Here is a 22,956-nt window from a genome sequence, read left to right as displayed (position 1 = left end):
AACGCAAAAGGCGCTACGCGCAAGGGCGTCGACGGCTCCGGACGCTCAGCGGCTCGCGCCCTATGCCCCTGGTCGCGCTCACCGTCTCGCTTCCCTCCACCGCCAACGAGGTGGGCCTTCGGCCGTGCCGTCGGCGACTCCGGACGCTCGACGGCTCGCGCTCCACGCCCCTCTCAGTCCTTGATGACCGGCATGATCCCGGTCATCTCCTCGGCGTCGCCCGGCACGGGGTCGGGCAGGATCGGCCGTATCCGGCGCTGGATCGCCCGAGTGACCTCTTCGGGGGGCAGCTGCGCGTCGAGCACCAGGTACCGTTCCGGGGCGCGCTCGGCCAGATCCCGGAAGCCCTGACGGACCCGCGCGTGGAACTCCAGCGGCTCGGATTCCAGGCGGTCGGCCGGGCGGCCCAGCCGGTTGATGCCCTCGTCCGGCGGCAGGTCGAGTAGCACGGTGAGGTCAGGGACGAGCTCACCGGTGGCCCAGGTGTTGATGGGCTCGATGTCGGCCTGGTCGAGCTCGCGGCCGGCGCCCTGGTAGGCGAGCGTGGAGTCGACGTAGCGGTCGCTGATGACGATCGCGCCGCGCAGCAGCGCCGGCCGGATCACCGAGCTGACGTGCTCGGCCCGGTCGGCCGCGTACAGCAGCGCCTCCGCCCGCGAGGACATGCCGGTGTGCTCTCGGTCCAGCAGCAGCGCGCGCAGCCGCATGCCGAGCTTGGTGGCCCCCGGCTCGCGCGTGGTCACCACGTCGAAGCCCTCTTCGCGGAGCCAGATGGCGAGCTGGCGGACCTGGGTGGACTTGCCGGCGCCCTCGCCGCCCTCCAGGACGATGAAGGTCCCGGGCAGCCGCTCGGCCTCCTGGACGTCGGCGGGCGGAGCGCCGCGCACCACCGCGGCCAGCTCGGCGAACAGCGAGCCCTCGGTGCCGTGGTTCATCTGCCGGTAGGAGATCGCGGCCACCAGCACCGCGAGCAGCGCGGCCAGCGCCAGCACGACCCCCGCCCCGGTGATGTCGTAGCTCAGCTCCCCGGCGCGCAGCGTGCGCTCCGGAACCAGACCGGCCACCAGCGGCGCCACCGCCACCGAGCCCATGAGCACCACGCGGGCGGAGGCGTGCAGGAACGCGAAGGTGCGGCCCCGGATGTCGTCCGCCACCTCGTTGCCGAGCATGGTCAGCCCGATCACCCACGCGATACCGGCCCCGGCGCCCACCACCGCGGTCAGCAGCGCCGCCAGCACCATGTTGGGGATGAGCCCGACCAAGAACAGCGCCACGCCCGACAGGGCGATCCCCAGACCGAACAGCCGACGCCGCTCGACGGTGCGCAGGATCCGCGGGCCGGCGAACATACCGATCGCCATGCCGGTGAACACCGCACCGAACATCACGCCGAACCCGGCGTTGCCGCCCCCGAGGTCGGCGACGTACACCCGGCCGACGCCGACGACCGCACCGCCCGCGGCGAACGCGCCGAGCATGCCGAGCAGCAGCCCCCGCACGAGCGGGGTGGTCCCGGCGAACCGCAGCCCCTCCCAGATGGTGCGCAGCACGGACGGCTCGGCCGGCACCTCGATGTTCTTCTTCGGGATGGGCAACCGCCAGATCACCGCGGCGGCGACGAAGAACGTGATGCCGTTGATGTAGAGCGCGACGTCGGCCTCGGGCGAGCCGAGCGACGGGAACAGCCCGCCCAGCACGGAGCTGAACGCGGCGAGCACGGCGAAGAGCAGGGCGGCCACCGGCGCCGAGCCGTAGGTCGTGAGCAGACTGAGCTGGTTGGCCTGTTCCAGCTTCTTCTTCGGCACCAGGTTGGGGACCGTCGCGTCCTTGGCCGGGGCCCAGAACAGCGCGACGCACTCCGCGAGGAAGTTGGCGACGAGCAGCCAGTCGAGTCGGCCGACGATCGGGATCGAGATGTACAGGACACCGCGCGCGATGTCACCGACGACCATGGTGAGCCGACGGTCGAAGCGGTCCGCCAGCACGCCGGCGAACGGGCTGAGCAGCACCGACGGAAGCAGCTTGAGCAGCACCACGCCGCTGACGGCAAAGTACTGCACGAGCGTGGACTGATCCTCGGTGAGGATGGCGGCCAGCGACATCAGCGCGAGCAGGCTGAGCCAGTCACCGAGACTGGACAGCGAGAGCGAGACCCACAGTCGGCGGAAGGGTTTGATCGCCAGAACGTTGCGCGCCTCGCTCGGCGCCCCAAGGGGTCCGGGTGGTCCAGGAGGTCCAGATCTGCTCATGGCGAAAAGAGTAGCGACGCTTGGGGCCCTAACCACGCTTTCGGGCGGGCGTTATCGATGACGGAGCGCACACGACACTGGTCGCCTGCGTGCTCACCAGCGTAATCCCAAACGTGATCCGCCTCACAGATTTCCGGGAATTCGGCGGCATCGTCCGCCCCGTACGCCCCACGACGACACGGAGCGGCCGTTCGGCTGTGCGGCCGTAGTAACAGGACAGGGGGCCACCGGCGCCCCGGTCTCCCGCTGTCCTGTTCCACGCCTCGGGTCACGCCTGCCGCCTTCGCTTCCCTCCAGCGATGACGCAGAAGGTGCTACGCGCGAGGGCGTTGGCGGGTGGCCCGGTGGGCGAGGATTCGCTCGGCGAGGAAGGTGCTGCGCGGGAGGGCGTCAACGGCTTCAGACGCCCGACGCTCGACGCCTTCGGTCGCCCTCACCGTCTCACCCCCTCCACTGCCGACGCGAAGGGGCCTACGCGCGAGGGCGTTGACGCCTCCGGACGCTCACCGGCTCGCCGCTCCGCCATTGTGCGGCCCCCTCCGGAAGGAAAGCCTCCTACCCCTCGCTCTTCTTCGACTTGGTCGCCGCCTTCTTGCGGGTCGTCGTGCTCTTCGTCGTCGTGGCCTTCTTCGTCGCCGGCTTCTTCGCCGGCGCCTTGGCGCGGCGCTCGGCGAGCAGTTCGGCGGCGCGTTCGACGGTGAGCGACTCGACCTCGTCGCCCTTGCGCAGCGACGCGTTGGTCTCGCCGTCCGTCACGTACGGGCCGAACCGGCCGTCCTTGATGACCATCGGCTTGCCGCTCGCGGGGTCCTCGCCCAGCTCGCGCAGCGCCGTGCTCGCGGCCCGGCGGCCGCGCTGCTTCGGCTTCGCGAAGAGTTCCCTGGCCTCCTCGATGGTGACCGTGAAGATCTGCTCCTCGGTCTCCAGCGACCGGCTGTCGGCCCCCTTGCGCAGGTACGGGCCGAATCGGCCGTTCTGCGCCGTGACCTCTTCGCCGTCCAGCTCCCCGACCACGCGCGGCAGCGACAGCAGCCGTAGCGCGTCCTCCAGGGTGACCGTGTCCAGGCTCATGGACTTCAGCAGCGACCCGGTCCGCGGCTTCGGCGCCGCCTTCGCCTTGCCTCTGCCCCGGCTCTTGCCCTCGGCCGCGCCGCCGTCGGGCTCCTCCCCCGGGTCCGGCAGCACCTCGGTGACGTACGGTCCGAACCGCCCGGTCTTGGCGACGATCCGGTGCCCCGTCTCCGGGTCGGTGCCCAGGTCGCGGTCGCCGCTGGGCTGCGCGAACAGTTCCTCGGCCTTCTCCGCCGTGAGCTCGTCGGGCGCCAGATCCTCGGGCACGTTCACCCGCTGGCCGTCCCGCTCCATGTACGGGCCGTACCGGCCGACCCGCAACGTGATGTCGCTGTTGGGCAGCCGGAAGGAGCTGATCTCTCTCGGGTCGATGTCGGCGAGGTGGTCGGCGACCAGCTCGCGCAGCCCGGTCTCGTCGGCGTCACCGAAGTAGAACCGGCGCAGCCACGGCACCCGCTCGGCGTCGCCGCGCGCGATGTCGTCGAGCATGTCCTCCATGCGGGCGGTGAAGTCGTAGTCGACGAGGTTCCCGAAGTGCCGCTCCAGCAGCTGCACCACAGCGAAGGCCAGGAAGGACGGCACCAGCGCCGAGCCCTTCTTGAACACGTACCCGCGGTCCAGGATGGTGCCGATGATGGAGGCGTAGGTCGAGGGCCGCCCGATCTCGCGGTCCTCCAGCTCCTTGACGAGGGTGGCCTCGGTGTACCGGGCCGGCGGGCGGGTGGTGTGCCCCTCGGGGTCCAGGCTCTCGGCCTTGAGCCCGTCGCCTTCCGCCACCGGCGGCAGCCGGCGCTCACGGTCGTCGAGTTCGGCCTCCGGGTCGTCGGCGCCCTCCACGTACGCCTTGAGGAAGCCGTGGAAGGTGATGATCTTGCCGCTGGCGGTGAACTCGACCTGCTCACCGGCGGTGGACGTGCCGGCCACCCGCACGGTCACCGACTCGCCGACGGCGTCCTTCATCTGCGAGGCGACCGTGCGCTTCCAGATCAGCTCGTAGAGCCGGAACTCCGCGCCGCTCAGGCCGGTCTCGGCCGGGGTGCGGAACGCGTCGCCGGCGGGCCGGATCGCCTCGTGCGCCTCCTGGGCGTTCTTCACCTTGCTCGCGTACACCCGCGGCCGGTCCGGCACGTAGGCGCTGCCGTAGAGCCGGGCGGCCTGGTTGCGGGCGGCGGCGATGGCGCTCTCCGACAGCGTCGTGCTGTCGGTGCGCATGTAGGTGATGAAGCCGTTCTCGTACAGCCGCTGCGCCACCTGCATGGTCTGCTTGGCGGAGAAGCCGAGCTTGCGCGACGCCTCCTGCTGCAGCGTGGTGGTCCGGAACGGGGCGTACGGGGATCGCCGGTACGGCTTTCGCTCGACCGAACGCACGGCGAAGTCGGTGCCGCCGAGCCGTTCGGCCAGCCCGCGTGCCGCCGCCTCGTCCAGGTGCAATACGCCCTGGCCGGACCGCAGCCGCCCCTCGGAGGTGAAGTCACGGCCCTGGGCGACCCGGGCGCCGTCCACCGCGACCAGGGTGGCGGCGAAGCTCGCGGGGTCGTCGCCGGAGCCGGTGTCGAGGGTGTCGAAGACCGCGCGCAGGTCCCAGTACTCCGCGGCGGTGAAGGCGATGCGCTCGCGCTCCCGTTCCACCACCAGGCGGGTGGCCACCGACTGCACCCGGCCCGCCGACAGCTTCGGCATGACCTTCTTCCACAGCACCGGCGACACCTCGTAGCCGTACAGCCGGTCGAGGATGCGCCGGGTCTCCTGGGCGTCGACCAGCCGCAGGTTGAGGTCGCGGGTGTTCTCGGCGGCCCGCTGGATGGCGTCCTTGGTGATCTCGTTGAACACCATGCGCCGGACCGGGATCTGCGGGTTCAGTTCCTCCCGCAGATGCCAGGCGATGGCCTCGCCCTCGCGGTCCTCATCCGTGGCGAGGTAGAGCTCGTCCGCCTCGGACAGCAGGTCCTTCAGCTTCCGGACGTGCGACTTCTTGTCGGAGTTGACGACGTAGAGCGGCTCGAAGTCGCGGTCGACGTTCACGCCGAGCCGGGCCCACGGCTCCCCCTTGTAGCGCGCCGGGATCTCGGCGGCCTTGGTGGGCAGGTCCCGGATGTGGCCGATGCTGGACTCCACGACGTACCCGCGGCCGAGGTAGCCGGCGATCGTCTTCGCCTTGGCGGGCGACTCGACGATGACGAGGCGGTTGCCTCCGTTGCGTCCGGTGTCCTGCGAGCCGTTCTTACCGGCGCTGCCCTTCTTGGGTGGCACGCTCTTCCCCTACGTCTAGCCTTGCGTCGTCGTCTTCACGGTCCTGCTGCGGATCGCGGAGCTGTTGGTTCCCCAGCCACTGACGGTAACCGACGCCTCCGCGGTTCGCTGCCCGAGTCGGTGCTGTCGGCGCCGTGTCCGTCCGGCGGCCGTGGACCCGAGGCGGCTCTTCTTGCGCGACCGCGGCGATCACCCCTCGCGAGTGACGCTATGGCACAACACCCATCGGCAGTCGCAGAATAAGCGCAATGCTTGAGTATGAGTACCAGGAACTCCGTTTCCCGCGCGGCGCATCGCGAAACGCCGCGCGGCAGGCGCTGACCGACCACGCCGAGTACGGCCGCTGGGAACTCGCCCGGGTACGTCTGTACCCGGACGGCAGCCGCCGGGTCACCCTACGCCGCAAGATCATCCGCCAGATCCGCATCGCGTGAGTTCGCTCACACAGCGGGAGCCGGGACCGCGTCGCCCGGAACGTCCTCCCGCCGCGGGTGTCCGGTTCCGGCCGCAGGGTGCGGCGCGGGCCGGGGTACGCGACGGCCCGTCCGGTGGACCGGCGCCACCATGACAAGCGGCGAGTCCCTCCGGAAAATTCCGGAGGGACTCGCCTCGCTCGCGCCGCGGCCGGCACGTCGGCCCCTTCCCGTCGGTCCACCGCTAGACACGGGAAGGGACGTTCGTGGCGGCCACCACGGTCCGTCCGGGGCCGTCCACCTCCGCCGGTCCACCGCTGGAGACGGAGCGTCGGCCCCTCAGGTCCGTTATCGCGCGATCACCGCGCCGCCGGTCGGCCCGGGACGGGTCCGGCCCGCTTCGCACGGCACGGGATGTCTCAACGGGCCGGGCTACCCGACCAGTCCCAGCGTCGTCCCGTTCAGTCCGAGGAGGTCGGCCAGGTCACCGGCGAACTTCGGAAGGCCGGACATCTCGGCGGGAGCGGGGGTCTTCCCCGGGGTGCCGCCGGTTCCCGTGGTCCCCTGGCTCCCTGGTTCGGCCGTGGCCGGCTCGGGCAGCGGCGAGACCATGGGGTCGACGGCGGCCTGCCGCAGCGGCGCGCCGGGGGCGCCCTCCACGACGGCGGCGGTGGTGTCCTGGGCGGCCGCTCCGGCCACCCCGCCCACCGCGGCGATCGCGTTACCGGTGGCGTTGACCGGAACGTCCAGCTCGACGCCGATCTGGTTGCCGCCGAGGATCGAACCGTTGCCCGAGGTGACGACATCCTCGTCATCCTCGGCGACCACGGCGTCGGCGTCCTCGACGGCCGCACCGGAGACGCCCAGGATCGCCGAGATCGCGTTACCGGACAGGTTGACCGGCACGTCGCCCTCGACGCCCACCTGGTTGCCACCGATGACCGAGCCGTTGCCGGAGGTGACGATGTCGGAGTCGTCCTCGGCCGCCCAGCTCTGCCGCACGCGCTCGCCGTCCACCGGCGCCGACTGCTTGAGCAGCGGCCCGGCCTGGATGGTGTCGGTGCTCACCTGCAACGGGCGGGTGACCTCCGCCGCCGTACCGATCAGGTCCTCGGTGGCGCCGGGGCCCATCTGGTGCACGGTGACCGGTTCGGTCAGCGGGGTGAGCCGGGGGAGCTCGACGTCGCGCACGATCCGCTCCGCGCGGTCCAGCGTCGACTCCACGGCCCGCACCGGGTCGGCCTCCCGCACCGAGAGCTGGTGGCGGCGCTCCTCCTCCACAGCGCCCATCTGGTGCACGGTGATCGGTGACGTCAGCGGGGCGACCTGCGGGAGTTCGGTGTCGCGCACGATCCGCTCCGCGCGGTCCAGCGTCGACTCCACCACCGGCACCGGGGTGTCCCCGCGCACCGACGCCTGGTGCTGCCGCTCCCCCTCGGCACCGCCCTTCTGGTGCACGGTGATCGGTGAGGTCAGCGGGAAGACCTCGGGAATGTCGACCGCCCGCACGAGGCGCTCGGCGCGGTCGACCGTGGCGTCCACCGCTGCCTGGGGGCGCAGCTCCTCGCCGGCGAGCTGGTGCCGGCGTTCCGGCTCCTCGCCGTTGCGGTAGTGGTCCTTGGGGTGCTTGGGGTGCTTGTGGTGGTCGACGTCATCGACCTCCACCACGGCGGCGGTGGTGTCCTCGGCCGCCGCACCGGCCACCCCGCCCACCGCGGCGATCGCGTTACCGGTGGCGTTGACCGGAACGTCCAGGTCGACGCCGATCTGGTTGCCGCCGATGATCGAGCCGTTGCCGGAGGTCGTGATCTCGTCTTCGTCCTCGGCGACCACGGCGTTGGTGTCCTCGGCCGCCGCACCGGAGACGCCCAGGATCGCCGAGATCGCGTTGCCGGACAGGTTGACCGGCACGTCGCCCTCGACGCCCACTTGGTTGCCACCGAGGATCGAGCCGTTGCCGGAGGTCGTGATGTCGTCGGCGTAGGAGACGCCGACGCCCAAGGCGACGAAGCCGGCCGTGAGGATGGCCGTCTCCGCCGAGGTGCGGACCCACTTTCGCATGTGGGACGTCCTTTCGAACAGGTTGCGGATGAGATGGAATCGTCCGTGGCCGGGCCGCTCTCGCTCCTGGCGGGAGCGCGCGGCCGTGCCGGGTCATCCGCCGGGCCGCGCCTGGCTGGCGTGGCCGTGCCGGATGAGGGGGCGCGCGATGCTTCCACGCGGTCGCGTGCGGTGGTGGCACGCGGTTGCGCACGCCCGGTCAGCTCCGCCCTGGCGGGGCGGGGCTGGCGTGGCTTCCGCGACGGGACGGCCGCGGAGGCCACGTCAGCCCCCGGTCCGTGGACCGGGGAGCCGAGGCGGTCAGGCCCGGATGCCCCGGCGCAGGCCGGGGACGAGCACGCCGAGTCCGGCGGCCAGCGCGGCGGCCGACGAGATCAGCAGGGCGCCGAGGTCGTAGCCGGTCACCGGGAGTCGCTCTCCGGCGCCCGCTGCCGCGGAATGCGCGGGCCGCAGGTCGGCGACCGGGGCGGCGGGACCGTGGGCGTCGCCGGACTCGTGGCCGGGCCGCGCGGGGCCGGCCGGGGCGCCGCCCGGTCCGCTCTGGCCGCTCTGGTGGTCGCTGGAGGCGTCGCCGGGCGCTCCGGCGCCCGTGCCGCCTCCGGGTCCGTTCGCGCCGGGCGCACCGCCGGCGTCAGCCCCACCCGTGCCAGCGCCGCCCGCACTGCCGCCACCGCCCGGCTTGCCGCCATAGCCACCATCCGTGCCGCTGCCGTCACTGGTGCCACCGCCCTTTCCGGTGTCCGCGCCGGTGTCCACGCCGCCTCCCGGGGCGGGTTCGGGGCCATGGCCCGGACCATGGCTCGGCCCGTCGCTGCCGTATCCGCCCCCGACGTGGCCGGGCACGTACTCGACGGCGACCGCGTCGCTGTCCGTGCAGTTCGCCCCGGCGGTGCCCACGATGGCGATGGCGTTGCCACAGGCGTTCACCGGGATGTCGAGGTCGAGACCCACCTGGTTGCCGCCGAGGATGGAGCCGTTGCCGCTGGTCGTCGTGTCGGCGTGCGCGGCCGGGGCGGCGGCGAGAAGGCCGGCCGCGACCAGGGCGGCGAACGTGGTCGGTGCTGTCGTGATGCGCATGAGCGTCCTCTGGGACTCGAATGGCGAACAGAAGTGGTTCGCGATGCGGATCGGAACGCGTACCGATCCGGGTCGCGAGGAGATGCGCACGGAGTGGCGCGAGCCATGTGTCCCGCTTCGGGCGTCCCTGCCGGGCGTCCAGGGCGGCTCGGGTCGGCGCCTCGTCCCCGCGGAGTGCTCCCGTTGTCACCCGCCCGTCAGTGGACGGTGCGGATCGGGACCCACGGCGGACCGATGGTCCTGTGGACCGGTAGGCGCGGTCGGCTGCCGGAGTGGACGCGTGGCGTCACGGACGCGCGGGCGGGCCCGGCCGGGCGGGCGCCGTGCGCGGGACGCCTAGTCGGGGGAGAAAGAGGGGTCGTCGGCGGAGTCGCGGACGACCGTGTGCGCGTCGCCCGGGACGGCGAGGCGCTGAGAGCTCGGGCTGAGCATGTCGGCCCGGTGGGCGAGGAACCCTGCGGCGGGAGTGTGCACCGAGGAGCCGGAGACGGCCCCGGCGGACTCCGAACCGTGGTGCGGCCACGACGGGTCGACCGGCTCCCGGTCGCCGGCGTCCTGGCCGGGCTGGCCGGCGGCACGCGCGCCGTCGACCTGGGCGAGGCCGGCGGCGACCAGACCGCCGTCGACGCTTCCGGCCCTCGCGTCGGCCGCCGTGGCCGCCGACGGTTCGGCGGGGTCAGGGCCCTTGCGGTCGGACGGGTCGTCGGGGTCGGCCGCGCCGGCGACGCCACCGCCGGTGCTCGTGGCGCCGGTCGGTGCCAGTGCGCCGGGGATTCCGGCGAGCTGTTCGGGAACGAGCGCGGTCAGCGGCCCCGGGCGCGGTGCGTCATCGATGACGCCGTGCAGCCCGTGGGCGATTCCGGTCGCCGGCCCGGTCAGGCCACTGGAGACCCGGCCGAGGCGCGCCCCGTCCGAGACCAGGGTGCGATCGGCGTACGCGCCGGCCGCCTGACCGGCCCGCACGGTCCCGGAGACGATCTCCCCGGCTCCGTGCGCGGTGCCGTCGAGCAGGTTCCGCGCGGCGGTGCCGGACGTGGAGAGGTCAAGCGGCCGGGCCGACGGCTTCCGGGGCGCCGCCTCCTCTGCGGACGCGCCGCTGCCCGCCGCGGGCGCGGCGGCACCATCCGCGGCGGGACGGAGGTCGGCGAGGTCGGAGACGACCCCGTGGTGCAGGCCCTCGACGACGGCCGTGGCCTCGCCGGGGAGCTGGTCGGCGATGGCCGAACCGGCCCCGCCCAGCAGCCACCCGGCGGCGGCGATGCCGCCCAGCGCGAGGGCGCGGCGCAACGAGGGGACCATGGCGCGGCAAACCGAGCGGAGGACGAGTCCCCTCCGCCGACGGTTCGTGAGCGCCATGGACACCTCTCGGATGCGCGTGCGTGGTCTGGGTCCGGTGCTCGTGCCGACACCGGAGCATCGTCACGGAACGCAATGTTCACCGAACACAGAGTCACGATAGCAGTACGCCACGCCATCCGGGCTGGTCTTTCACTGAGAACACGCGGAGAATTCCGCGCCGTTCACGCTGGTCCCCGCGCACCTATCACCGCAAAGCCGGGCGTTCCACGACCGACGGCGGCCGACGGATGCGCGGCCCCGGGCGCGGCCCGGCCGCCACGTCCGGGGAGTGCGCGTCAGGACATGTCGATGAACCGGTCCAGCACCCGGACGCCGAACCGCAGGCCGTCCACCGGAACGCGCTCGTCGACCCCGTGGAACATGCCGGAGAAGTTGAGCTCCGGCGGCAGCTTCAGTGGCGCGAACCCGTAGTTGCGGATGCCGAGCCGCTGGAAGCTCTTGGCGTCCGTGCCGCCCGACAGGCAGTACGGAACGGTGAGCGCCCCGGGGTCCTCGGCCCGCAGCGCGGCGGACATCGCGTTCACCAGGCCGCCCTCGAACTCGGTCTCCACCGCGGGCAGGTGGTGCTCGAACTCCCGGGTCACGTTGGGGCCGAGCAGCCGGTCGATCTCGGCGAAGAACTCCTCCTCCATGCCCGGCAGGAACCGGCCGTCGACATGGGCCGTGGCGGAACCGGGGATGACGTTGGTCTTGTAACCGGCGGACAGCATCGTGGGGTTGACCGAGTTACGGAGGGTCGCCCCGATCATGCTGGCGATCGGGCCGAGCCGCGCGACGGTGGACTCGACGTCGTCCTCGTCGAACTCGATCCCGAACGCCTCGCACACCTCCTCCAGGAAGACGCGGACCGTCTTGGTCAGCCGGATGGGGAACTCGTGCCGCCCCAGCCGGGCCACCGCCTCGGCGAGCTCGGTGACCGCGTTGTCGTCGTTCACCATCGACCCGTGCCCCGCCGTGCCCCGGGCGGTGAGCCGCATCCAGGCGATGCCCTTCTCCGCGGTCTCCACCAGGTACATCCGCCGATCCTGCCCCACGGTGAGGCTGAAGCCGCCGACCTCGCTGATGGCGTCACTGCAGTCGGCGAACAGCTCCGGATGCCGGTCCACCAGCCATTGCGCCCCCCAAGCGCCCCCGGCCTCCTCGTCGGCCAGGAACGCCAGCACGATGTCCCGCGGCGGCGTCCGCCCCTCGCGCAGCCGCTGGCGCACCACGGCGAGGACCATGGCGTCCATGTCCTTCATGTCCACCGCTCCGCGCCCCCAGACGCAGCCGTCCGCGATCTCCCCCGCGAACGGGTGGTGCGTCCAGTCCGCGGCATCGGCCGGCACCACGTCGAGATGCCCGTGGATCAGCAACGGCGGCCGCCCGGGATCGGCCCCCGGAATCCGCGCCACGAGGCTGCTCCGCCCCGGGTGCGACTCGTAGATGGTGGAGGCGACCCCGACCTCGTCCAGCTTCTCCGCCACGTACTCCGCCGCCACCCGCTCACCGGGCCCGGAGTGGTCCCCGTAGTTGGAGGTGTCGATGGCGATGAGCTCCCGGCACAGGTCGACGACCTCCGCCTCCCCAACCCCCATCTCGCGCGCGTCACCCATGACCGTCCCACTCCCTTCCGACCACGACATCCCCTCCATGATCCCGCCCGGCATCACGAACCGCGCCCCCGCCCCGGAAAACGATGTACGGCGCACCCGGGAGGTTTGCTATCGTTGACCCTGTCCGGCGCCCCAGGTGCCCGACATACCCGGTCCGGGTGGCGGAATAGGTAGACGCGCTAGCTTGAGGTGCTAGTGCCCGTTAAGGGCATGGGGGTTCAAGTCCCCCCTCGGACACGTACCTTCCCCCATGGGATTGGTCGAGATCTTGGTGCGGGTCGAGCCTCAGCTCGGCCCGCACAGTGCTTTCCACAGGCTGATACCGATGCTGAGGTGCGGACGGCCGGTCGAGGGCGGTGCGCGCCCGGAAGCGTGGTTGGTCGGAGGGGCCGTGGGGACGTCGCAACGGCGGGGCAGGCCCCGTTCATCCCTGGCCACGTCGCTGGCCATGCGGGTCATCGGCCTGGTGCGGCGACGCGGCCTCGGCGAGGGCGCGCACATCACCGAGCAGTGGGTGGCCGACGAGCTGGGCGTGTCCCGGTCGCCCGCGCGCCGGGCGCTGCTCTTCTTGGCCGAACTCGACATCGTCGAACGCGTCCCCAACCGCGGGTTCTTCCTGACGCGGCCGGCCGCCGAACTGGGCGAGGTAGGGCTGGACTCGGCTCCCGAGGAAGAGGAGACGGCCTACTTCCAGCTCATCGACGACCAGCTGGGCGAGCGGTTCGGTGCCGAGTTCACGGCCGCCGAGATCAGCCGCCGCTACGGGCTGTCGGCCCGGCAGGCGGAGCGGCTGCTCATCCGGATGGAGGGCGAAGACCTCGTCCGCCGCCGGCCGGGACGCGGGTGGGAGTTCCAGGGCGTGCTGTCCACCCCCGAGAGCCACGACCAGAGCTACCGGTTCCGGATGATCGTGGAGCCGGCGGCCGTGCTGGAACCGGGGTTCGCCGTGGACCCGGAGACGTTCGCGGAGCACCGGGCCCGCCAGGAGGCCCTGCTGCGCGGACGGATCCTCACCTCGCCGCGCACGGAGCTGTTCCGCACCGGCGCGGAGTTCCACGAGATGATCGTGGCCTGCTCGGCCAACGCCTTCCTGGTGGACGCGGTCCGGCGGCAGAACCGGCTGCGCCGGCTGATCGAGTACCGCCACCAGTTCGACCGCTCCCGCCTCGTCGCTCAGGCGAGGGAGCACCTCCTCCTGCTCGACCTCCTCGAACGCGGCGAGCTCCGCGCGGCGGCCGACCTGCTGCACGCCCACCTCGACCGGGTGCGCTGGCTCAAGACCGGGATCGGACCGGAACCGCCGCCGCCGGGCGTGCCCGGCTAGCGTGGCCGTGCACCCCACCATTCCGTGTGACACGGGCGCCCGTTCCACGGCGGCCACGCGCCCGGGGGAACGCCCGGTGGCGCGTCAGCCGTCGGCGTTCGTCCGCTCGGGTAGGAAGCGGCGAGCCACGTAGGGCATCGTCCCGCCGTGACGCAGGTAGGCGACCTCGTGGCGGGAGTCGAGCCGCAGCCGCAGCGGGAACTCCGCCGCCGTCCCGTCGGCGCGCCGGACCCGCAGCACGGCGGTGTTGGCGCCCGGACGCAGGTCGTCCAGCCCCTCGATCGACAGCGTCTCGTCACCGCGCAGCGCGAGGTCTCCGGCGCGACGGCCAGCGGGGAACTCCAGCGGGTAGACGCCCATGCCGACCAGGTTGGCGCGGTGGATGCGCTCGAAGCTCTCAGCGATGACGGCGCGGACGCCGAGCAGCGCCTGGGCCTTGGCCGCCCAGTCGCGGCTGGAGCCCGCCCCGTAGTTGCGGCCGGCGACCACGACGAGGTCCAGACCGGCGTCGCGGTAGGTGCGGGCCGCCTCGTACACCGGCGCCACCCGGGCGCCGTCGGCCGTGTAGGCGTGCCCGCCCCGGCCCCGGGACCCGGGAGGCAGCAGGAGGTTCGCCACGGCCGGGTTGGTGAAGGCGCCGCGCAGCATCACCTCGTGGTTGCTGCGCCGGGTCGAGTACTGGTTGAGGTGGCGCGGCGGGGTCCCCGCGTCCTGGAGGTGACGGCCGGCCGGGCTGTCGCGGGGGATGGCCCCCGCGGGGGAGATGTGGTCCGTGGTGATGTTGTCGCCCAGCACGAGGAGAACCCGGGCGCGGTCGATCCGGCGGTGCCGCGGCGGGCGGGGTTCGACTCCGGTGAGGTAGGGCGGCCGCCGGATGTAGGTGGACCGCGGATCCCAGGTGAAGCGGACGCCGCGCTGGGAGGCGAGTTCGGTCCAGTGCCGCGTCCCCTCGCGGATGGCGGCGTTGTTCTCCCGGAACATGCCGGAGGTGACCGCGGCGGCCACCTGGGCGGCGACCTCGCCGTCACCGGGCCAGAGGTCCTTGAGGTGGACGGGTTCGCCGCGGGTGTCCCGCCCGAGCGGTTCGGTGGCGAAGTCGTGCAGGACCGAGCCCGCCAGCGCGTAGGCCACCACCAGCGGTGGCGAGGCGAGGTAGGCCAGCGAGATGGCGGGGTTGACCCTGCCGGGGAAGTTGCGGTTCCCGGACAGCACCGCGACGGCGTCGGCGCCCGCTGCGGCGAGCTCCTCCATGCGGGGGTGCAGCGGTCCCGAGTTGCCGATGCAGGTCATGCAGCCGAAGCCGACCGTGTGGAAACCGATCTCCTCCAGGGGGCCGAGCAGCCCGGCGGCCTCCAGGTAACGGGTGACCACCCGCGAGCCGGGCGAGAGCGAGGCCTTGACCCACGGACGGGCCGTCAGCCCGAGTTCGCGCGCCTTGCGGGCGAGCATCCCGGCCTGCACCATCAGGGCCGGGTTGGCGGTGTTGGTGCAGCTGGTGATGGCGGCGATGGCGACCGCGCCGTCGGGTACCGCCGCGCCGAAGGCCGGGTCGGCCGCAGGCGGGCGCGCGGGCCGTCCGGCCGCGGCGGTGAATGAGCCGGGGACGCCCGACAGCGGCAGCCGCTGGTCGGGCCGGTGCGGACCGGCCACGCAGGGCTCCACGGACGCGAGGTCGAGGTCGACGGTCCGGCCGTAGCGCGGGGCCGGTCCGCGCGGAGTGCGCTTGAGTCCCTGAGCGCTCAGGTAGGCGTCGACCACCGCCCGGTGCCCGGCGCTCCGGCCGGTCAGCCGCAGGTAGCCGGCGACCTCGTCGTCGTAGGGGAAGAACGCGCAGGTGGCGCCGTACTCGGGGGCCATGTTCGCCACCGCGGCGCGCTCCGCCCAGGACAAGTGCCCGACTCCCTCCCCGAAGAACTCGACGAACGCGTCCACCACCCCCCGCTCACGGAGAAGCTCCGTGAGCGTGAGCGCGAGGTCGGTCGCGGTGACCCCCTCCCGCAGCCGGCCGGAGACGTGCACGCCCACGACCTCGGGGAAGGCGAGCAGCAGCGGCTCGCCGAGCAGTGCGGCCTGAGCCTGCAGGCCCCCCACCCCCCAGCCGAGGACGCCGATGGCGTTGACCATCGGTGTGTGGCTGTCGGTGGCCACGAGCGCGTCGGGGTGCAGCATCGGCGTGCCGTCCCCGGGCGCCTCCCACACCACGCGGGCCAGTGTCTCCATGTTGACCTGGTGGATGATCCCCTTGCCCGGGGGGACGACGCGGAAGCCGCGTAGGCTGCGCTCCGCCCAGCGGATGAACTCGTAGCGCTCCCGGTTGCGCTCGAAGTCGATGTCGAGGTTGCGCTTCAGGGCCGTAGGCGTGCCGTACTCCTCGGCGATCACCGAGTGGTCCACGGTGAGGTCGGCGTCGATCACCGGGTTGACGGCGGCGGGATCACCGCCGAGTTCGGCCACCGTGTCGCGCAGGGCGGCGAAGTCGGCGAGCGTCGGCAGGCAGGTGGTGTCGTGCAGCATGATCCGGTTGGGATGGAACGGCACCTCACACTCTCCGGCGCCGGTGCGCGTTGCACGGTCGAGGACCGCCGGTAGCGCCTCGGGTGCCCGGCGGGCGACGTTCTCCAGCAGGATCCGGACCGAGTAGGGGATGGCCCGCAACTCGTCCTCCGCCAGCAGGCGCCGCAACGGCACGTAACGGTACTCGCGCCCGGCGACGGCCAGGACGGAGGTCTCCACGCGCGCCTCTTCGGATCCGGTCATCGTCTCCCCACTGTTCTCGGTCATGCCCGCGCCGCCACGCTGCGGCGAACGTCCCAGATCGCATTTAGGTACAAACAGTCGTCGCGCGGACGGTGCCGCCCGCGATGCCTTCGCCGACCCGCATGCCGGTCGGGAAACTCTCGTGGCCGGTCGCTTCCAGGACCGACCTGGGATCTGCGGTCATGGCCGCCCCGAAGGGGCGGCATCGGTTCCGCTGTCGATATTGAACTTATCAGCATTTTCGTACAATATGGCTCGCGTCACAGGGTGCCGCGTCGTGCGGCACACCGTGCACCCGCCCGTCCCGGGCCTGCGCCGCGGACGGGCGCGCGTGCTCGCACGACATCCAGGAGAGCCATGAAAAGAGCCGCACTGAGCCGCCGCGAGGCGCTCGCCGGGGTGATCGGCGCGGTCGCCCTCGGCGGAGGCGTGCTGGAGATGCGCAGCAGCCGGCAGCCCGGTGAGCGGACGGGGTCGCGCATCGAGATGGTCGTCCCGGCGGCCGCTGGCGGCGGCTTCGACAGCGTCGCCCGCCAGGCCCAGCACGCGCTGGGCGAGAACGGCCTCACCCGGACGGTCGAGGTCGTCAACCTGCCCGGCGGCGGAGGGACCGTCGGCCTGTCCTACGTCGCCCAGCAGGCCGGGCGCCCCGACCTGCTCATGGTCATGGGGACGTCCATCCTCGGCGGGGTCCGGATCACGGGATCGCCGGCCACGCTCGCCGACACCACGCCCCTGGCGAAGCTGGCCGAGGACTACGTGGTCGTGGCCGTCCGCGCGGACTCGTCCATCACGTCGCTCGGCCGGCTCGCGGACCGCTGGCGGTCGCGTCCCCGCGAGGTCGTCGTGGCCGGCGGCGCCGTGGGCACCTCCGACCATCTGCTCGCCGCCATGGCGCTCCAGCGGCTCGGAGCCGATCCCGCCGACCTCAACTACATCGTCTACTCCGGTGATGGGGAGGTCCTGGCGGCGCTGCTGTCGAACACCGCGGACGTCGCCGTGTCGAGTTTCAACGGCTTCGCGGCGCAGATCGAGGCGGGCGAGGTCCGCGCGCTGGCCGTCTCCTCGCCGAACCGGCTCCCCGGGGTCGACATCCCGACCGTGCGCGAGGCCGGCCTCGACCTCGACCTCGCCAACTGGCGCGGTCTCGCGGCCGCGCCCGGGATCACCGAGCGGCAGCGCGCCGACCTGGAAGACCTGGTGCGCGCCCTCGTCGAGACGCCGGAGTGGCGGCGGAGTCTCGCACGGTTCGGCTGGCAGGACACCTTCCTGGCCGGCGCGGACTTCGAGACGTTCCTCGCGGCCGAGGACGAGCGGCTCACCGCGATCATCGAGGGATTGGGGCTGGCATGACGACGACGGAACCGAAGCCCACCGACTCCCCGCGGGCACGCCGGAAGGCGGCTGCCGCGGCGGCGCGCACCGGGCGGCCACCCGGCGGCCTGGCCGTGCCCGCGCTGGCCGGCGCGACCGGGGCGTGCGTCCTCCTGGGCGGCGCGTTCATGGACGTGCCCGCGGCATCGGGCTTCCTCGGCCCGCGCTTCTTCCCCCTGGCCGTCGGCGCGCTGCTGACGGTGGTGGCACTCGCCGCCACCGCGCAGGCGCTCTGGGCTGCGCGCACCCGGCGCGTCTCCTCCCCGGCACCGGAGCCCCCCTCCACTGCGGCCCTCGCTGAGGAGGCCGCCGATCCCACCGGCGCCACTTCCCCCGAGCGCGGCGACCGGCGCACACTCGCGACGATGGCCGCGACCCTGGTCGCGCACCTCCTCCTACTCCAGCCCCTGGGCTGGCTCGTCTCCGGAACGCTGCTGTTCTGGGGCATCAGCTACGCGGTGGACCGCCGGCGCCCCCTGCTGGACCTGTGCGTCGCCGCCACCCTGGCCGGGCTGGTCCAGCTCCTCTTCTCCGGCCTCCTCGACGTGACGCTCCCCGCTGGAATCCTCGGAAGGGTCCTGTGACCATGGACGCGTTCTCCCTGCTGCTCGCGGGATTCGCCGACGCCCTCACGCCCGCGAACCTGATGTGGTGCCTGATCGGCGTCGTGCTGGGCACGGCGGTGGGCGTGCTCCCCGGGCTCGGCTCGTCGATGGCGGTGGCCCTGCTGCTGCCGCTGACCTTCCTGCTGGAGCCCACCGCGGCCTTCATCATGTTCGCGGGCATCTACTACGGCGGGCAGTTCGGCGGCGCCACGACCTCGATCCTGCTCAACACCCCCGGGCAGAGCACCTCGATCGTCACCGCCTTCGAGGGTCACGCCATGGCGCTGCGCGGGCGCGCCTCCCAGGCGCTGGCCGCTTCCGTGCTCGGTTCGTTCGTCGGCGGGATCATCGCCACCACGGTCGTCGCCTTCTTCGCGCAGCGCATGGTGGCCTTCGCGCTCGGCTTCGGTCCCGCCGAGTACTTCGCGCTGGCGATGCTGGCCTTCGTGTCGACCGCCGCCGTCGTCACCTCCTCGCCGCTGCGCGGCATCGCCGCACTGGGGATCGGGATGGCGCTCAGCGTCGTCGGCATCGACGACCAGAGCGGTGCGGTGCGGCTGACCTTCGGGATGCCGCAGCTGCTCGACGGCGTCAGCATCGTGGTGGTCACCGTCGGCCTGCTGGCGGTCGGCGAGGTGCTCTACACCGGGTTCCGCCCGAGCCGCGGGGCGCCCGGCAGCGTCCTCGTGAGCGGGACCCCGTGGCTGAGCCGATCCGACCTGCGCCGGTCGTGGCTGCCCTGGCTGCGCGGAACCGCGGTGGGGCTGCCCTTCGGCATCATCCCGGCCGGCGGCGCGGAGATCCCCACCTTCCTGTCCTACGGAACCGAGAAGGCCCTGGCCCGCCGGCGCGGGGACAGCGAGTTCGGCCGCGGCGCGATCGAGGGCGTCGCCGGCCCGGAGGCGGCGAACAACGCCACGACCGCCACCGCGATGATCCCGCTCCTCGGACTCGGCCTGCCCACCTCCGCCACCGCCGCGGTCATGCTGGCCGCATTCCAGCAGTACGGGATGCAGCCCGGGCCGCTGCTGTTCGAGAGCGAGGCGGACCTGGTGTGGGCGCTCCTCGCCAGCATGTTCCTCGGCACCTTCTTCCTGCTGCTGATCAACCTGCCCTTCGCGCCCCTGTGGGCCCGCCTGCTGCGGCTGCCCCGCCGGCACCTCTACGCCGGGCTCATGGTCTTCGCCACGGTCGGGATCTACTCGGCCAAGGGCTCGGTCTTCGACATCGTCCTGCTGTACGTGGTCGGAGCGCTCGGCATGCTCATGCGCCGCTACGACGTCCCGGTCGCCCCGGTCCTGATCGGTGTCATCCTCGGGCCGCTCGCCGAAGGCGAACTGCGTCGCGCGATGGCCGCGAGCCAGGGGGACCTCGCGATCCTCGTCGACAGCGGTATCGCCGTCGGCATCTACGCCGTGCTCCTCGTGGTGGCCGCGGTGCTCGCCGGCAAGCGGATCCGGGACCGCCGCGCGCGCACCGCGGCCGAACGGGAGGGGCCCGCCGCCGTCCGCTGAGCGGCCGCGAGACGGACGGACCCGCAGGGGGATCGGCAGAGGCCGCGTTCCGGGGACGCCGTGGCCCGCTCGGCGTGGGGGGGCACCGTCACTCCCCCGAACGCCGGTCCCTGCCACCCGGCCGTCATCGGCGGTTTCATCGATCGTGCACGAGCGGCAACTCGGAACACGAAGGAGCACGTGGTGAAGCACGTCCGACTCAGGGATCTGGACGTCTCCCGCATCGGGCTGGGCACGATGGGGATGTCGTTCGCCTACACCGGTGCGGGGGCGGACGACAAGGAATCGATCCGCACCATCCACCGCGCCCTCGACCTCGGTGTCACGTTCCTCGACACCGCCGAGGTCTACGGGCCCTACACCAATGAGGAGCTGGTCGGCCGGGCGTTGAAGGGCCGCCGGGACGAGGTGGTGCTGGCCACGAAATTCGGATTCATCTCCCACACCGGCCGCTCCGGCCTCGACTCCAGCCCGGCCGGCATCCGGAAAGCGGTGGAGGGCTCGCTCCGGCGCCTGGACACCGACCACATCGACCTCTACTACCAGCACCGCGTCGACCGCGACACCCCGATCGAGGACACCATCGGCGCGCTCGCCGACCTGGTGAGCGAGGGCAAGATCCGGCACATCGGGCTGTCCGAAGCCGGAGTGGCCACGATCCGCCGCGCCCACGCGGTGCACCCGATCACCGCGCTGCAGTCGGAGTACTCGCTGTGGACCCGTGACCCCGAAGACGGCATCCTTGACACCCTGCGCGAGCTGGGCATCGGGTTCGTGCCCTACTCCCCGCTCGGGCACGGCTTCCTCACCGGGCGGCTCCGGTCGATCGACGATCTCGACGATGACGACTGGCGCAAGACCAGCCCCAGGTTCATGGGCGAGAACTTCCGGCGCAACCAGCGCATCGCCGACGAGGTGGCGGCCGTCGCCGCCGAGGCCGGTGCCACCCCGGCCCAGGTCGCTCTCGCCTGGCTGCTGGCCAAGGGGGACGACATCGCCCCGATCCCCGGGACCAAGCGCGTGTCCCGGGTCGAGGAGAACATCGCCGCCGACGGCATCGAACTCACCCCGGAGCAGATCGCGAAGCTCGACGACCTGCCGCCGCCCGCGGGCGACCACCACAACGAGGCCCAGATGCGGATGATCGACCGGTGACCGCCTGGACGAGCAGCGAACTCGGCGGCATCGGCGGATCGGGCCGACGAGAGATCGCGACGCCGCGGCACGGCGGCACGCTCCGCCCGAGAGCGGGAAAGCGCGCGGCAGGTACATCCCGGTGCCGTGGGACCGGGCCTTTCGCCCGCCGTGGAACGGCCGAGCCCGGCTCCCCTCCCGTGGCCGGGCGCGGTCTCAGCGCGGCTGGAGTCTGAGCGTCGTGGCCCGCGCTCCTTCGGCCAGCATCGGGGGCACGTAGCTGTCGAGGTAGCGGCGGTACTTGGTGCGGTACGCGTCGTCGATCGCCCCGTTGATGGCGAGATCGGTCTCCTCGACGAAGTTGACGTCCTTGTCCACCCCGCCCGCCTCGATGTGGCCCTGCCCGCTCGCGCGGGCGCTGCGGAACCAGGATCCCTCCGGCCCGCGGTAGGAGCGGACGTAGAGGTCATCGCCCTGCCGAACCACCCATATCGTCACCGGCCGGCGCGGCGTGCCGTCGCGGCGCTGTGGCGCGATGCGCAGCTCCTCCGCGGCGGCGATGCCGGCGAGCTCATCGTCGGTCCACTTCGTCATCGGTGCGTCTCCTCCCGTGCTGCCTCTGACCTCGGCTACCCGGTCCGGCCCCGCGCTCACACCGGCAGGGGGTAGCGGAAGGGCACGGGGCAGGACCGCGGACACAGGCGCGCGCGACGCGTACCGGCGCGTCCGTCGGTTGCCGGAGCACCATGTCGGGGACCTCGGTGGGCGGCCCGGCCTCGCCCGCAGGAGGCCGGTACCCACGGCCGGCGGCTCGGTTCACGCCCCCTTCGACGACAGCACGTCGCGCAACGCCGCCTCGATGATGTCCACCCCGGCATGCAGGTCGGCCGACTCGATCGTCAGCGGCGGCGCGATGCGGAAGATGCCGCCCATGCCGGGCAGCTGCACGATGTTGACGTGCAGGCCCCGTTCCAGGCACGCGGTGGTCACCGCCCGGCCGAGCCGGTCCGCGGGTGTTCTGGTCTCCTTGTCCGTGACCAGCTCGATCCCCTGGAGGAGACCGCGCCCACGCACGTCGCCGACGACCTCGAATCGGTCGCGCAGCTCCAGCAGGCGCTCGGTCAGCTCCTTCCCGAGCGACCTCGCCCGCTGCACCAGGCCGTCCCGCTCCAGGACGTCCAGTACGGCCAGGGCCGCCGAGGCCGCGAGCGGGTCGGAGACGTGGGTCGTGAAGAAGAGGAAGCCTCGGTCGTGGCAGGTCTGCTCGATCTCGGCCGACGTCAGTACCGCGGCGACGGGCAGACCGGCTCCGAGGGTCTTCGAGAGGGTGAGCAGGTCCGGGACGACACCGTCGCGCTCGAAGGCGTACATGGTTCCGGTGCGTCCCAGGCCGGTCTGCGCCTCGTCCAGGATCAGCAGCATCCCCCGCGCCGCGCAGTGCTCCTTCAGGCGGGCGAGGTAGCCCTCGGGGAGCTCGATGATCCCGCCGGAGGACAGGATCGGCTCCACGACGCACGCCGCGAGGCCGCCGGAGGACTGCCGGTCGACCAGCCGGAACCCGTAGTCGAGTTCGGCCTCCCAATCGTAGGAGCCGTCCGCGTGCCGGAACGGCGACCGGTAGGCGTCGGGGGTGGGGAGGGTGAGGTTGCCGGGCACCGGGGGCCCGTAGCCGCGCCGGCCCGCCGAGAAGGTGGCAGCCGCCGCGCCGGAGGTCATGCCGTGCCACGAGCGGTCGAAGGCGACGATCTCGTAGTTGCCGGTGTACAGCTTGGCCATCTTGATGGCGGCCTCGTTCGACTCCGCCCCGGTGCTGAGCAGCATCATCCGGCTCAGCGGGGCCGGCAGGGACTCGGCGAGCCGCCGCGCGAGTTCGACCACCGGCCGGCTCAGCATCCCGGAGTAGAGGTGGTCGAGGGTGCCCGCGGCTTCGGTGACCGCCCGGACGACGTCCGGATGCGCGTGCCCGAGCAGCGCGCTCATCTGCCCGGAGGTGAAGTCGAGGATCGCTTTCCCGTCGGCGTCGTAAACGTAGGAGCCGGCGGCACGCTCGATGATCCGCGGGGTGAAGTCGCCCCCGTATCTGATCAGATGGGCGGCGGCGTCCTGCCAGAACCTCTGGTCCATCTCAACTCCGTCTCGGTGCCGTGGCGTGGTTCCGGGCCGTCCTTCGTGG

Annotated in this window: 15 protein-coding genes and 1 tRNA gene; 7 read left to right on the top strand and 9 right to left on the bottom strand. The window is 72.5% G+C overall.

Features of this window, described 5'->3' with window-relative positions:
* Positions 1-173: 173 nt before the first annotated feature.
* A complete protein-coding gene (gene tmk / locus ACFQRF_RS15935) occupies positions 174-2,249 on the bottom strand; it encodes a dTMP kinase (protein WP_379871885.1) in 2,076 nt (691 codons plus the stop codon).
* A 555-nt stretch (positions 2,250-2,804) separates the two neighbouring features.
* Positions 2,805-5,570 carry a type I DNA topoisomerase gene (gene topA, locus ACFQRF_RS15930; RefSeq protein ID WP_379871884.1) on the bottom strand — a complete coding sequence of 922 codons (2,766 nt, stop codon included), beginning with the start codon at positions 5,568-5,570 and terminating at the stop codon, positions 2,805-2,807.
* 248 nt (positions 5,571-5,818) lie between these two features.
* On the opposite strand from topA, the gene ACFQRF_RS15925 reads away from it, so the two are divergent.
* Positions 5,819-6,004 (top strand): DUF5703 family protein, encoded by a 186-nt coding sequence (locus ACFQRF_RS15925; RefSeq protein ID WP_379871883.1) that lies wholly within the window; start codon positions 5,819-5,821, stop codon positions 6,002-6,004.
* A 411-nt stretch (positions 6,005-6,415) separates the two neighbouring features.
* On the opposite strand, the gene ACFQRF_RS15920 is transcribed toward ACFQRF_RS15925, so the two are convergent.
* From ACFQRF_RS15920 to ACFQRF_RS15905, 4 genes are all read right to left on the bottom strand, one after another.
* Complete coding sequence (locus ACFQRF_RS15920; protein WP_379871882.1) at positions 6,416-8,044, bottom strand: chaplin family protein; 1,629 nt, start codon at positions 8,042-8,044, stop codon at positions 6,416-6,418.
* Between the two features lie 300 nt (positions 8,045-8,344).
* Positions 8,345-9,121 carry a chaplin family protein gene (locus tag ACFQRF_RS15915; RefSeq protein ID WP_379871881.1) on the bottom strand — a complete coding sequence of 259 codons (777 nt, stop codon included), beginning with the start codon at positions 9,119-9,121 and terminating at the stop codon, positions 8,345-8,347.
* Positions 9,122-9,457: 336 nt separating this feature from the next.
* Positions 9,458-10,420 (bottom strand): hypothetical protein, encoded by a 963-nt coding sequence (locus ACFQRF_RS15910; protein ID WP_379871880.1) that lies wholly within the window; start codon positions 10,418-10,420, stop codon positions 9,458-9,460.
* 335 nt (positions 10,421-10,755) lie between these two features.
* The gene (locus ACFQRF_RS15905) at positions 10,756-12,075 is read right to left on the bottom strand and encodes a M20/M25/M40 family metallo-hydrolase (protein ID WP_379871879.1); all 1,320 of its coding nucleotides are present in this window, start codon (positions 12,073-12,075) and stop codon (positions 10,756-10,758) included.
* A gap of 152 nt (positions 12,076-12,227) precedes the next feature.
* Between ACFQRF_RS15905 and ACFQRF_RS15900 the strand changes: the two genes are divergently transcribed.
* Both ACFQRF_RS15900 and ACFQRF_RS15895 read left to right on the top strand, forming a co-directional pair.
* A tRNA-Leu gene (locus ACFQRF_RS15900) sits at positions 12,228-12,312 on the top strand.
* A gap of 154 nt (positions 12,313-12,466) precedes the next feature.
* Positions 12,467-13,399: a GntR family transcriptional regulator gene (locus ACFQRF_RS15895; RefSeq protein WP_379871878.1), complete on the top strand. Its 933-nt coding sequence runs from the start codon at positions 12,467-12,469 to the stop codon at positions 13,397-13,399.
* 84 nt (positions 13,400-13,483) lie between these two features.
* On the opposite strand, the gene acnA is transcribed toward ACFQRF_RS15895, so the two are convergent.
* Positions 13,484-16,180, bottom strand: a complete 2,697-nt coding sequence (gene acnA, locus ACFQRF_RS15890; protein ID WP_379871877.1) for an aconitate hydratase AcnA — start codon at positions 16,178-16,180, stop codon at positions 13,484-13,486.
* Positions 16,181-16,513: 333 nt separating this feature from the next.
* Between acnA and ACFQRF_RS15885 the strand changes: the two genes are divergently transcribed.
* From ACFQRF_RS15885 to ACFQRF_RS15870, 4 genes are all read left to right on the top strand, one after another.
* Positions 16,514-17,509, top strand: coding sequence for a tripartite tricarboxylate transporter substrate binding protein (locus tag ACFQRF_RS15885; RefSeq protein WP_379871876.1), 996 nt, complete (start codon positions 16,514-16,516; stop codon positions 17,507-17,509).
* The gene (locus ACFQRF_RS15880; protein ID WP_379871875.1) at positions 17,506-18,114 is read left to right on the top strand and encodes a tripartite tricarboxylate transporter TctB family protein; all 609 of its coding nucleotides are present in this window, start codon (positions 17,506-17,508) and stop codon (positions 18,112-18,114) included. Before ACFQRF_RS15885 ends, ACFQRF_RS15880 begins: the two co-directional genes overlap by 4 nt.
* Before the next feature lie 2 nt (positions 18,115-18,116).
* Positions 18,117-19,649, top strand: coding sequence for a tripartite tricarboxylate transporter permease (locus tag ACFQRF_RS15875; protein WP_379871874.1), 1,533 nt, complete (start codon positions 18,117-18,119; stop codon positions 19,647-19,649).
* Positions 19,650-19,832: 183 nt separating this feature from the next.
* Positions 19,833-20,804 (top strand): aldo/keto reductase, encoded by a 972-nt coding sequence (locus ACFQRF_RS15870; protein ID WP_379871873.1) that lies wholly within the window; start codon positions 19,833-19,835, stop codon positions 20,802-20,804.
* Between the two features lie 195 nt (positions 20,805-20,999).
* Here ACFQRF_RS15870 and ACFQRF_RS15865 read toward each other — a convergent pair whose 3' ends face one another.
* Together ACFQRF_RS15865 and ACFQRF_RS15860 are read right to left on the bottom strand one after the other, a co-directional pair.
* Positions 21,000-21,377 (bottom strand): DUF2255 family protein, encoded by a 378-nt coding sequence (locus ACFQRF_RS15865; RefSeq protein ID WP_379871872.1) that lies wholly within the window; start codon positions 21,375-21,377, stop codon positions 21,000-21,002.
* A gap of 222 nt (positions 21,378-21,599) precedes the next feature.
* Positions 21,600-22,907 carry an aspartate aminotransferase family protein gene (locus ACFQRF_RS15860; protein WP_379871871.1) on the bottom strand — a complete coding sequence of 436 codons (1,308 nt, stop codon included), beginning with the start codon at positions 22,905-22,907 and terminating at the stop codon, positions 21,600-21,602.
* Positions 22,908-22,956: the final 49 nt, after the last annotated feature.

Origin of the sequence: Marinactinospora rubrisoli, from assembly GCF_042664915.1 — a bacterium.
Lineage (GTDB): Bacteria > Actinomycetota > Actinomycetes > Streptosporangiales > Streptosporangiaceae > Marinitenerispora > Marinitenerispora rubrisoli.
The sequence above is the reverse complement of the archived record's forward strand: the minus strand, read 5'-3'. Positions and strand labels throughout refer to the sequence as shown.

What these genes read in the sequence shown, in the direction of transcription:
- tmk (WP_379871885.1), bottom strand. Translation starts at nt 2,249, where the DNA reads ATGAGCAGATCTGGACCTCCTGGACCACCCGGACCCCTTGGGGCGCCG.
- ACFQRF_RS15925 (WP_379871883.1), top strand. Translation starts at nt 5,819, where the DNA reads ATGCTTGAGTATGAGTACCAGGAACTCCGTTTCCCGCGCGGCGCATCG.
- ACFQRF_RS15920 (WP_379871882.1), bottom strand. Translation starts at nt 8,044, where the DNA reads ATGCGAAAGTGGGTCCGCACCTCGGCGGAGACGGCCATCCTCACGGCC.
- ACFQRF_RS15915 (WP_379871881.1), bottom strand. Translation starts at nt 9,121, where the DNA reads ATGCGCATCACGACAGCACCGACCACGTTCGCCGCCCTGGTCGCGGCC.
- ACFQRF_RS15910 (WP_379871880.1), bottom strand. Translation starts at nt 10,420, where the DNA reads ATGGTCCCCTCGTTGCGCCGCGCCCTCGCGCTGGGCGGCATCGCCGCC.
- ACFQRF_RS15905 (WP_379871879.1), bottom strand. Translation starts at nt 12,075, where the DNA reads ATGGGTGACGCGCGCGAGATGGGGGTTGGGGAGGCGGAGGTCGTCGAC.
- acnA (WP_379871877.1), bottom strand. Translation starts at nt 16,180, where the DNA reads ATGACCGAGAACAGTGGGGAGACGATGACCGGATCCGAAGAGGCGCGC.
- ACFQRF_RS15885 (WP_379871876.1), top strand. Translation starts at nt 16,514, where the DNA reads ATGAAAAGAGCCGCACTGAGCCGCCGCGAGGCGCTCGCCGGGGTGATC.
- ACFQRF_RS15880 (WP_379871875.1), top strand. Translation starts at nt 17,506, where the DNA reads ATGACGACGACGGAACCGAAGCCCACCGACTCCCCGCGGGCACGCCGG.
- ACFQRF_RS15875 (WP_379871874.1), top strand. Translation starts at nt 18,117, where the DNA reads ATGGACGCGTTCTCCCTGCTGCTCGCGGGATTCGCCGACGCCCTCACG.
- ACFQRF_RS15865 (WP_379871872.1), bottom strand. Translation starts at nt 21,377, where the DNA reads ATGACGAAGTGGACCGACGATGAGCTCGCCGGCATCGCCGCCGCGGAG.
- ACFQRF_RS15860 (WP_379871871.1), bottom strand. Translation starts at nt 22,907, where the DNA reads ATGGACCAGAGGTTCTGGCAGGACGCCGCCGCCCATCTGATCAGATAC.